14 protein-coding genes and 1 pseudogene are annotated in these 8,829 nt (G+C 52.1%); 8 read left to right on the top strand and 7 right to left on the bottom strand.

Annotated features, from left to right (window positions below; genetic code table 11):
* The 7 genes from AB7E65_RS10260 to AB7E65_RS10230 all read left to right on the top strand — a co-directional run.
* On the top strand, positions 1-220 hold a 220-nt coding region (locus AB7E65_RS10260), incomplete at its 5' end, for a DUF2177 family protein (RefSeq protein ID WP_428745826.1).
* On the top strand, positions 220-963 hold the full coding sequence (locus AB7E65_RS10255; RefSeq protein WP_428745825.1) for a DUF1295 domain-containing protein: 744 nt from the start codon (positions 220-222) through the stop codon (positions 961-963). The genes AB7E65_RS10260 and AB7E65_RS10255, both read left to right, overlap by 1 nt.
* Positions 960-1,595 carry a hypothetical protein gene (locus AB7E65_RS10250; RefSeq protein ID WP_428745824.1) on the top strand — a complete coding sequence of 212 codons (636 nt, stop codon included), beginning with the start codon at positions 960-962 and terminating at the stop codon, positions 1,593-1,595. The genes AB7E65_RS10255 and AB7E65_RS10250 overlap by 4 nt, the downstream gene beginning before the upstream one ends.
* A 21-nt stretch (positions 1,596-1,616) precedes the next feature.
* Positions 1,617-2,801, top strand: a complete 1,185-nt coding sequence (locus AB7E65_RS10245; protein WP_072285529.1) for an NAD(P)/FAD-dependent oxidoreductase — start codon at positions 1,617-1,619, stop codon at positions 2,799-2,801.
* Positions 2,798-3,388 (top strand): DUF1365 family protein, encoded by a 591-nt coding sequence (locus AB7E65_RS10240; protein WP_428745823.1) that lies wholly within the window; start codon positions 2,798-2,800, stop codon positions 3,386-3,388. Before AB7E65_RS10245 ends, AB7E65_RS10240 begins: the two co-directional genes overlap by 4 nt.
* A complete protein-coding gene (locus AB7E65_RS10235) occupies positions 3,337-3,618 on the top strand; it encodes a DUF1365 family protein (RefSeq protein ID WP_428745822.1) in 282 nt (93 codons plus the stop codon). The genes AB7E65_RS10240 and AB7E65_RS10235 overlap by 52 nt, the downstream gene beginning before the upstream one ends.
* The gene (locus AB7E65_RS10230; RefSeq protein WP_072285531.1) at positions 3,615-4,769 is read left to right on the top strand and encodes an SAM-dependent methyltransferase; all 1,155 of its coding nucleotides are present in this window, start codon (positions 3,615-3,617) and stop codon (positions 4,767-4,769) included. Before AB7E65_RS10235 ends, AB7E65_RS10230 begins: the two co-directional genes overlap by 4 nt.
* Positions 4,770-4,888: 119 nt before the next feature.
* Here AB7E65_RS10230 and AB7E65_RS10225 read toward each other — a convergent pair.
* From AB7E65_RS10225 to AB7E65_RS10215, 3 genes and pseudogenes are all read right to left on the bottom strand, one after another.
* Positions 4,889-5,020, bottom strand: a pseudogene (locus tag AB7E65_RS10225) (protease HtpX); the annotation flags it as partial.
* Positions 5,021-5,048: 28 nt separating this feature from the next.
* Positions 5,049-5,348, bottom strand: coding sequence for an XRE family transcriptional regulator (locus tag AB7E65_RS10220; protein ID WP_428745821.1), 300 nt, complete (start codon positions 5,346-5,348; stop codon positions 5,049-5,051).
* A complete protein-coding gene (locus tag AB7E65_RS10215) occupies positions 5,335-5,685 on the bottom strand; it encodes a type II toxin-antitoxin system RelE/ParE family toxin (RefSeq protein ID WP_072287951.1) in 351 nt (116 codons plus the stop codon). The genes AB7E65_RS10220 and AB7E65_RS10215 overlap by 14 nt, the downstream gene beginning before the upstream one ends.
* Positions 5,686-5,749: 64 nt before the next feature.
* On the opposite strand from AB7E65_RS10215, the gene AB7E65_RS10210 reads away from it, so the two are divergent.
* The gene (locus AB7E65_RS10210) at positions 5,750-6,319 is read left to right on the top strand and encodes a recombinase family protein (protein ID WP_428745820.1); all 570 of its coding nucleotides are present in this window, start codon (positions 5,750-5,752) and stop codon (positions 6,317-6,319) included.
* Between the two features lie 72 nt (positions 6,320-6,391).
* Here the strand turns inward: AB7E65_RS10210 and AB7E65_RS10205 are convergent, their stop codons facing one another.
* From AB7E65_RS10205 to AB7E65_RS10190, 4 genes are all read right to left on the bottom strand, one after another.
* Complete coding sequence (locus AB7E65_RS10205; RefSeq protein ID WP_428745819.1) at positions 6,392-6,517, bottom strand: alpha/beta fold hydrolase; 126 nt, start codon at positions 6,515-6,517, stop codon at positions 6,392-6,394.
* Between the two features lie 8 nt (positions 6,518-6,525).
* Positions 6,526-7,362 (bottom strand): alpha/beta fold hydrolase, encoded by an 837-nt coding sequence (locus tag AB7E65_RS10200; RefSeq protein WP_428745818.1) that lies wholly within the window; start codon positions 7,360-7,362, stop codon positions 6,526-6,528.
* Positions 7,363-7,455: 93 nt separating this feature from the next.
* Positions 7,456-7,662 (bottom strand): hypothetical protein, encoded by a 207-nt coding sequence (locus AB7E65_RS10195; RefSeq protein WP_428745817.1) that lies wholly within the window; start codon positions 7,660-7,662, stop codon positions 7,456-7,458.
* A 232-nt stretch (positions 7,663-7,894) separates the two neighbouring features.
* Positions 7,895-8,485, bottom strand: coding sequence for an outer membrane protein (locus AB7E65_RS10190; protein WP_428745816.1), 591 nt, complete (start codon positions 8,483-8,485; stop codon positions 7,895-7,897).
* Between the last annotated feature and the right edge of the window lie 344 nt (positions 8,486-8,829).

The following is an 8,829-nucleotide window of genomic DNA, read 5'->3' as shown; positions in this document are numbered from 1 at the left end:
CTACATCTTCGCGGTGGCGCCTGCGGGCTCTGCCGGCAGAGCAGCTTTTATGGGAGCGGTTTTTGGCTTCATAGCCTACGCGATATATGACTTGACCAATCTTACCTTCATCACCAACTATCCGACCAAATTTGTGCTCGTCGACATTGCATGGGGGACGTTCCTCTGCTCCGCTATCGCTTTTATTGGTTTCTTCACAAGGAGCCTATTCCTAAAATAATGATCGAAATCATCGCCGGCCTTTGTGTCACCTATTCTTTGCTGTTCCTGCTATCTATCGTTCTCAAGGACAACTCGATAGCTGATGTCTTCTGGGGGATGGGCTTTTTGCAGGTTGCGCTCCACGCCATCTATCGCTCGGAGACGAGAACGCCTTCCCAGGTGCTGTTTACCATCCTTGTTGCGCTGTGGGCTATGCGGATTGTTTCCTATATACTTTCAAAAAAGTGGATAAAAAAAGACGAAGATCCGCGCTATGCCAGGTGGCGTGAGCAATGGCAGCACTTTTATCTTCGCTCATTTTTCCAGATCTATGTGCTCCAGGGAGTGCTGGTAATGATCATCGCCATCCCGATTTTTCTCGTCAATAGCGCACCTCCTCCACTGGGTCTGGTCACCGCCGCCGGCACTGCTGTCGCGCTCTTCGGCCTGCTCTATGAGACGATCGGCGACCTGCAACTGCGCTCATTCATCAAGACCAGGGAGAAAGGGCAGATCATGACCCGGGGACTATGGAAATACTCCCGCCACCCAAATTATTTCGGCGAGAGCGTATTCTGGCTGGGCGCGAGTATCGTGGCGGCACAGGTTTCCTTATGGGCGTTCATAAGTTGGCTTCTGATCACCTTTCTGCTCCGATATGTCTCGGGGGTGCCGCCCGCGGAAGAACGATATGCAGACAACCAGGCATTTCAGGCTTATAAACGGGAGACTCCTGCGATGATACCCAGGTTTTTCAAATGAAGAGCCTCGTGCCCCTCTCAGGCCTTGTGGTTTATTCCGGGATTCTCATTCTTGAGAGATTGCAGATCATCCCGGACCCGGCATTCTTTTTACGGGTGCTGGACAGCGCTTACCAGGAATGGTCATTCCTGCTGCTGTTCCTGGTGATTTTGATCGAGAGCATCGTATATGTCGGTTTTTATTTTCCGGGCCAGCTTTTCGCGGTGCTCATCGTACTGCTTAACGATTTTACCTGGGGCAATGTGATCGTACTGACCATGGTCTCCATTGTCGCGGTGACTATCTCTGCTGCACTCAATTACCTGCTCGGCTCATTGCGAGAGACGAAACAGAGGGATTTCCGGATCAAGGAGTTGTTGCTCGCCATGCTGCATATCAACCTGTTGGCCCTCTACATGTTTCAGCTCGGGGTCTCGCGCTCCCACAAGAAGGTAATCCTCTATGCCGGCCTGCTGAACATCCCGTATTACCTACTTCTCATCGCAGGAACATTCCTCATCCGCGACCAGATCATGATCATCACGGAAGACTCCTATTTCCTGTTCTTCCTGCTCTGTGTGTGGACTATTTTCACCGTCATCCTCGACATCAGGGAGCGTAGAAACAAGCGACGGGTGCGACCCATAAAATAACCACCAACTAGAAAGAGCGCCATGAAACTTGCAATCGTCGGCTCCGGCATTTCAGCAATGACCTGCGCGCACTACCTCAAAGGGAAGTACGACATCTCGATCTTCGAGAAAAACGACTACCTCGGCGGTCACACCCACACGCATCGCATGGACGGCTTTACCCTCGACACGGGATTCATAGTTTTCAATCTTCACACTTATCCGAATTTGCTCAAAATGTTCGAAGAGCTCGGTATAGAGCGCCGGAAAAGCGACATGTCTTTTGCTGTCCACAATCTTCGAACCGGCCTCCAATACACAGGGTATAAGCCCTTTGCGCAAAGGAGGAACCTCCTGTCGCCCAGGCACTGGAAATTCCTGCGCGAAATCCAGACATTCTTCAGGGTCGGCCAGAGGGATCTGCAAAAGAATAATCCAGAATCGATCAGGGAATACTGCAAAAAGAACGGACTCTCCGATTACTTCCTCGAAAACTTCATTGTGCCGTTGTCCTCCGCTATCTGGTCAACCCCCGATACCAAGGAGTTTCCCATCGGGCTGCTCCTGCCTTTTTTCCACAACCACGGGTTGCTGAGTGCCCGCAAAAAATTCCAGTGGTACACGGTCAAGGGAGGGTCCGACACCTATACCAAAAAGATCGCCGCAGGACTCGACATTCACCTCAATGAGCCGGTGCTATCGGTAAAAGAAGGTTCGGCCATGCAACTTGAAACAGCCAGGCAAGCGTATGTGTTCGACTATGTGATTTTGGCTTGCCATTCCGATGAAAGTCTGGCCATTGCCAAAGGGCTGCCTGAAAAGAAACAGGAACTGCTTAGCAAGTTCCGCTACAATAAGAACCTTGCCGTGCTCCATTGTGACGAGGCTGTGATGCCTCCTGTGAGGGATGTCTGGTCAAGCTGGAATCACATCATCGATGGAGAAAAGACATCCACCGTATACTGGCTGAACATGCTTCAAGGACCAAAGACGCCGACCAACTATTTTGTTTCCATCAACCCTTTTCAAAAGATCCGGGAAGATAAGATCATCCGCACCATTCAATATGATCACCCTTTGTTCACCATCGAGAATTTCGAACTGCAGAAACGCCTGCAGGAACTGAACGAAGATACCAGGATATTTTTCGCCGGTGCCTATTTCCGACACGGTTTCCACGAGGACGGCTGCAAGTCCGGAATGGACGTGGTCAGGAGATTGCAATGAACTCGTGCGCCTATGTCTGCCGACTCAAGCACGACAGGCCAAATAAAAACAGATTCGCCTACAAAATATACATGTTCTATCTCGACCTCGATGAAATCGACCTGTTGGCCGACCGTTTTAAACTTTTGGGCAAAAACCGCTGGAATCTCCTGAGCTTTTACGACGATGACCACTTTCTTTTCGTCCGCCAAAAAGGCAAGCGGGATCGCATAGCTCGCGCGACTTTCGATTACACCAGGGAATATTATGTTGGCAAGAGCACCAAGGAACGGGTGCGGGAGGCTCTCGGGGAGCTGGGCTTCGATTTTGAACTCGGTAAGGTCTGCTTGCTGACCAGTCTCAGGAATCTCGGCTATATTTTCAATCCGGTGAGCTTCTACTATTGCTACGATGCGCAGGGCGAACTACGGGTTCTACTCTCAGAAGTCAACAACACCTACAGAGATCAGAAACTCTTTTATACGGCCTTAACTCCGGGCAACAAGAGACACCGCGACAAGCAGAAAAAAACTTCTATGTCTCACCCTTTATCGATATGGACACCGAAATCACCTGGTCTTTCGAAGAACCGGCAGAGACCTTGTTGATGGAGGTGAACTCGGTCAAAGACGGACAAGCCATACTCAAAACCTCTTTGGCCGGAGACCGTCGGCAGCTCAGCTCAACGTCGATCCTTTTGCTGTTCCTGCGCTACCCGATGGTGCCGCTCTTTACTATCATATTCATACACTGGCAGGCCTTGAAACTCTGGCTTAAAAAGGTCCGTTTCAGGGATAAAAGCACCAGCGATGATGAGATCATAAGAGGATTGAGATGATATTCAAGCAGGTGTTCTTCAGTTTGTTCAAAGGCAAAGATCTCAAAGGTACCCTCGAGATAGACTATAAAGGTCTGCACACCTTTGGCGATGGGCCAAAAGTCCGCATAAAGGTCAAAAACAAACGCTTCTTCAGGCGGGTCATCCTCTATGGAGATACTGGATTCGGTGAATCTTACTTTCTCGGAGAATTTGAGACGGACAACCTCTACGGGCTACTGGCCTGGTTTATTGAAAACAAGGACCAGCTTCCCTTGGACCACTCCCCCTTCTACCAAATGGAATGGGCGAAAATCATGGGAAGAATAAACCACGGCCTGAACAAGAACACAAAAAATGGGAGCAGGCGCAATATCCAAAGCCATTACGACCTGTCTAATCAGTTCTATTCGCTCTGGCTGGATGAATCGATGACTTACTCCTGTGCAATGTTCGATGAGGGCATGACCCTTCAGGAAGCTCAGGAAAATAAGTATCACAGGATATGTGAGAAGCTTGATCTCAAGAAAACGGACCATGTTCTGGAAATAGGTACAGGCTGGGGAGGCTTCGCTGAATTTGCCCAGAAGCATTATGGCTGCAGGATCACTACCATTACAATTTCTTGGGAGCAGTACCACTATGCCAAGGAAAGGCTGCGGAATATCGATCTGCGCCTGGCTGACTACAGGGATATTACAGGGAGCTATGACAAGATTGTCTCCATCGAGATGATGGAAGCATTAGGGCATAAATATGTTCCCCTGTTCATCGAACGATGCGAGGCCTCGCTGAAACCGAACGGCAGAATGGTCTACCAGATAATCACCATTCCCGATTCACAGTTCAGGCAATACCTCAGGAATCCCGGATTCATCAAAAAGCACATCTTTCCCGGGGGGGAACTCCTTTCGTTAGGCCAGGTCAAGAAAGAGCTTGCCCGCAACAAACTCAAGTTGCAGGACATCGAGGACATCAGTGAAAGCTATGTAAAAACGCTCCTCGCCTGGCAAAAAAAGTTCCATTTAAAAAAAGAAGAAATTTTGAGCCTCGGCTTCGATGAAGCCTTTTTGGGGAAATGGGATTATTACCTCACCTCTTGTGCCGTTGGGTTCGACACGAAATATATCAGCGACGTCCAACTGTCCATCGAAAAAACTTGCATTCGTTAGGCAGAAGTTTTTTGCCACTCGTTTTATGCACCTCCCTTTTTCTCAAATAACCTGGCCTATGAGAAAAACCCACCGGTTCGTTTGGTGGGTTTTTCAAGTTTGATGATGGGTGAATTTTTTTACCGCCTGCTGAAGTAATCCCTGGAATAAGTCATCGCCTCCAGTCGCGCAATCCTCTCCTCCATCGGCGGATGAGTGGAAAAAAGCTTCAGCAGCGACGAGCCGGATAATGAATGGTGGCTAGCGGCTGGACTGAAAGGGCGCTAGAGGCTGTGTCGGTCAGTGCCTCACCGGATCCTCAATAATTATCCGCAAACGCTTTCCAAGGGCAGCAGTGGCTTGTTCCAAGGTTTTGAGCGTGACGGCGGTGTTCTGTGGATCGAGAAGTCGGTTGACCGCCGCTCTGGAGGTCTGCATTTTGGCCGCCATTTCGGTTTTGGTCAGGCTCTGGTTCTCCATCTCCTGCTGGATCTGGTAAGCCAAAACCCGCTTAGCCGCGGTCGCCTCGACCTCGCTCAGGATGCCTTCCTCGGCCAGGAAGTCATCAAAATCGCTGCCGATGTTTTTATGGGTTGCCATCGAATTCAGCCTTTCTTTTGCGTGCCAGTTTCATGTCGTCGGCCGGAGTCTGCTGAGTCTTCTTTATGAAGCCGTGAAGGAGGATGATCCGCGGGCCGTGGGTGCAAAAAAGAACGCGAGCGATGCGGTTTCCCAGCCTGGAGCGAACCTCAAAAAGCCCCTCTCCTAAAGGCCGCACCAAAGGCATGCCGAGAGGCCAGCCCCATTGCACCGTTTTGATGTCCTCACCAATGATCTTCCGCTCCTCCGGCGGCAAATCCTTCAGCCACTCGCGGACGGGCTCTCTTCCGCTGTCCTGCCGGAAAAAATTTACTTGTAGTGGCGTCGGAGTTTCCATGTCGGCCATATTGTATCAAACTTGATACATCTGGCAAGAAAAAACAACAAGGAAGGAGAAAGTCATGGGAATGAGGATCGGATATGCACGGGTAAGTTCTGCTGGGCAAAAACTGGATGTTCAACTGGGTCGTTTGGCCGACTGCGATCGAATCTTCCATGGGAAGGCGTCTGGAGCAACCGCGAAGGATCGATCAGAGTTGCAAAAAGCGTTGGATTTTGTTCGGGATGAGGATGTTTTTTTGGTCACCAAGCTTGACCGCCTGGCACGGTCAGCCATTGATCTTGCTGGGATTGTCCAAAGGCTACAAGGGAAGAACGTCGATCTGGTTGTGCTAGACCAAGGTATCGACACTACAACCCTGTACGGCCGGTTACAGTTCAACATTCTCGCCGCGATTGGAGAATTCGAGCGGGAGCTGATAAAAGAACGATCTATGGAAGGCCGCGAAAAGGCTCTTTCTCGCGGAGTAAAGTTTGGCGCCAAACCGAAACTGACCAAAAAGGAAACTATCGATCTCATCAGGGATTTTGAAGCTCCAGGTTGCAGCAAAACGGAGATTGCCGAGCATTACGGTATCAGCAGGTCATCGGTCTATCGACTGTATGCCGAGAACCGCGAAAAAAGTGTCTAAAAAACAGCGGTAAATCAGAAAAAGCCCCCGGTCACAAAATCGGGGGCTATTGCGTCTGAAAAAGAGTGATTTTCAAACAAACCTTCGTACCAGCCAATCGATGAGTAAACGGTTGACCTCGTCGGGTTTTTCGACCTGAGTCCAGTGACCGCATTCGGGGATCAGGCTTTTTTCCAGATCGGGAACGTATTTTTCCATACCCTCTGCTAATTCCGGAGGTAAAAAGATGTCGTCTTCTGCGGAAACCATGAGGCACGGAACGGATATCCTGTCACTGGTGCCGGCAAGAAGCTGGTTGTTCCTGTGCAGGTTCGGTACCAGTTGATGGGGCCGGTCAATCCCCCGGCAGAAAAGGCTTCGACATAGACCTGCAAATCTTCCGGCGACATCAATGGGCTGCCAGCCGGGTCCGGGTCCAGAGCGGCGGCCTGGATGAAATCCCATTCGAGATTGCGGACCGCCGGGGGTGCGTCGATAAATTCGGCCATGGTCAGGGGACGAGCTCTGAACAGCCCTCCCAGAAATCTGGGCAAAAGATCCGCCGTCAGTTCGTTCTCGATTCCTTTCTGCAGAAAAGCCAATCGGTAATTGCCGGCGCTAAAATGGTTGCGCACCCAGCCTGCCGGGTCTTCGCCCATTCTTCGAAAATAACGATGCGGCGTGTTGAGTCCGATGACTCCAGCCACTCGCTCAGGATGTAGAATCGGCATTTCCCAGACCACATGGCCACCCCAATCATGCCCGCAGAACACCGCCTTTTCCAGTTCCAGAGCATCCAGCACACCGATCAGGTCGTCTGCCAGGTGTGGGAGGTCGTACTCCGCTACCGAGTCGGACTTATCGGACCTACCGTAGCCGCGCTGGTCGAGAGCAATGGCCCGAAATCCAGCGGCCGCCAGCGCAGGCAACTGATAGCGCCAAGAAAAAGCCAGTTCCGGAAAACCGTGGCAGAAAACCACCGGAAATCCGCCGCCCTGCTCATAAACGGCCAGGCGAATACCATGGGCTCGGATAAAGTACGGTTCGGGGAAATCAGTGCGCATGGGCGGGCTCCCTGTTTGGTCAAATTATCATTGTGTGGTGGCCGTTTTTGAAATAGCCTCCTGCAAAGGGCCGGTCAGGCTTCGGCAGTCGGCTTATCCAGCGGCAGTGGCCTGTGCCGCCTCGATGTCCTTGGCCGTGAAGAGCCACTGGACGGCAATGGCAACCAATTGATCCGTGTCATAGCGCCCCCCCAACCTCTTTGCCGCCTGCACGGCCTCCTGGAGGCGCGCGGCGCCCGCCTCTTTCGAGTCGGAGACCACGCACTTCAGGGCCAGCAGGCGCCGGTCGAAAAGCCCCACGAGAAAATCGGCTTCATCCTCCTCAAAGAGGCAGGGCCTCTCTGAGGGCTCGTTCGGCGCGGGCGCTTCCCGCTGGAGGGCCCGCACCTTCTAAACGGGAAGGGCAGCGAGAAGCTGCGGCTGCGCTCGCCACCAGGGCCTCGCGCTGACCGGGAAAACCATCTGCCCTCTTCCGATAAATTAAGCAGCCCGCGGTTATGACTGCCGCAGGCTGCTTGCCTTCCTACTTTCCTTAGAAGCGAATACCGACGTAAATGTTGTGTCCTTCGTATTCGCCTGTGAAATTACCAAACTTGGGATTTTCAGCATCGAAATAGCGATAGCCGACGTCGAAAACCACCGATTGCATGGCGAAACTGAGACCGACCATGGCCTGCCAGGCAAAGACGTCATCGTCGTCGTCCACCCGCCCGAAACCCGTTACCGTGCCTAAATCGGCGTCAATTCTGGCCATGCCCACACCGAGGCCGATGAAGGGGCGGAACTGCAACAAGTCGAAATCGAGGTAGGCATTGACCATGCCGCTCATGACCTGGAACTTGTCGCCTCTCCCCGCTCTGATGCCACCGATGCCGATGCCGTCGATATCATTGCGGCGGTAAGCCACCTCGCCTTCCAGCCGGAACCGTTCAAACTGTTTGCCGACGGCAACAAATGCGCCCCAGCCATCGTCGAAAGCAACATCCCAGTCAGGGCCAGGTGCGCGAACATCGGCATCGCTCAAATCGACCCACATACCGCCCAGGCTGAGGTACGGTTTTGCCGAGGCGCTGCTGGCCGCAAAGAGCAGTGCCATGCAGATGAAGAAGATTCTTTTCGCCATGATTGCCTCCGTTGGTGAGAGTACATACTTCCCAGTTGCTGCACCCCTTTGCAGCAACGCGGGAAACCCACACATGGTGTAGTTCTAAAAGAAGGTTTACCAGTCGCAGAAGATTATTCAATCGTCTGCCGAAAAAAGCGAAGGGGTGGGACAGGAGAATGGCGGCTGCGGAGAAGGGGGCAGTCGGGCAAATCACCTACCCTTTGCATAAATACCCCCGACATCGGCTGAAGTCGGGTTAAAAGGTTCCTTGTGTCCTTAGGTGGGGAGGGCACAAGGTTCTCTCTTCGGATTAAAGGTGGGAACCCGATAGATTCTGGGCGTCCTGCGTTCGACAGGCACGA

This window comes from Syntrophotalea sp. (assembly GCF_050253115.1).
Taxonomy (GTDB): domain Bacteria; phylum Desulfobacterota; class Desulfuromonadia; order Desulfuromonadales; family Syntrophotaleaceae; genus Syntrophotalea; species Syntrophotalea acetylenica.
The sequence above is the reverse complement of the archived record's forward strand: the minus strand, read 5'-3'. Positions and strand labels throughout refer to the sequence as shown.

What these genes read in the sequence shown, in the direction of transcription:
- AB7E65_RS10200 (WP_428745818.1), bottom strand. Translation starts at nt 7,362, where the DNA reads ATGCGCACTGATTTCCCCGAACCGTACTTTATCCGAGCCCATGGTATT.
- AB7E65_RS10220 (WP_428745821.1), bottom strand. Translation starts at nt 5,348, where the DNA reads ATGGCAACCCATAAAAACATCGGCAGCGATTTTGATGACTTCCTGGCC.
- AB7E65_RS10255 (WP_428745825.1), top strand. Translation starts at nt 220, where the DNA reads ATGATCGAAATCATCGCCGGCCTTTGTGTCACCTATTCTTTGCTGTTC.
- AB7E65_RS10205 (WP_428745819.1), bottom strand. Translation starts at nt 6,517, where the DNA reads ATGGAAAAATACGTTCCCGATCTGGAAAAAAGCCTGATCCCCGAATGC.
- AB7E65_RS10230 (WP_072285531.1), top strand. Translation starts at nt 3,615, where the DNA reads ATGATATTCAAGCAGGTGTTCTTCAGTTTGTTCAAAGGCAAAGATCTC.
- AB7E65_RS10240 (WP_428745823.1), top strand. Translation starts at nt 2,798, where the DNA reads ATGAACTCGTGCGCCTATGTCTGCCGACTCAAGCACGACAGGCCAAAT.
- AB7E65_RS10210 (WP_428745820.1), top strand. Translation starts at nt 5,750, where the DNA reads ATGGGAATGAGGATCGGATATGCACGGGTAAGTTCTGCTGGGCAAAAA.
- AB7E65_RS10235 (WP_428745822.1), top strand. Translation starts at nt 3,337, where the DNA reads ATGGACACCGAAATCACCTGGTCTTTCGAAGAACCGGCAGAGACCTTG.
- AB7E65_RS10190 (WP_428745816.1), bottom strand. Translation starts at nt 8,485, where the DNA reads ATGGCGAAAAGAATCTTCTTCATCTGCATGGCACTGCTCTTTGCGGCC.
- AB7E65_RS10245 (WP_072285529.1), top strand. Translation starts at nt 1,617, where the DNA reads ATGAAACTTGCAATCGTCGGCTCCGGCATTTCAGCAATGACCTGCGCG.
- AB7E65_RS10250 (WP_428745824.1), top strand. Translation starts at nt 960, where the DNA reads ATGAAGAGCCTCGTGCCCCTCTCAGGCCTTGTGGTTTATTCCGGGATT.
- AB7E65_RS10215 (WP_072287951.1), bottom strand. Translation starts at nt 5,685, where the DNA reads ATGGAAACTCCGACGCCACTACAAGTAAATTTTTTCCGGCAGGACAGC.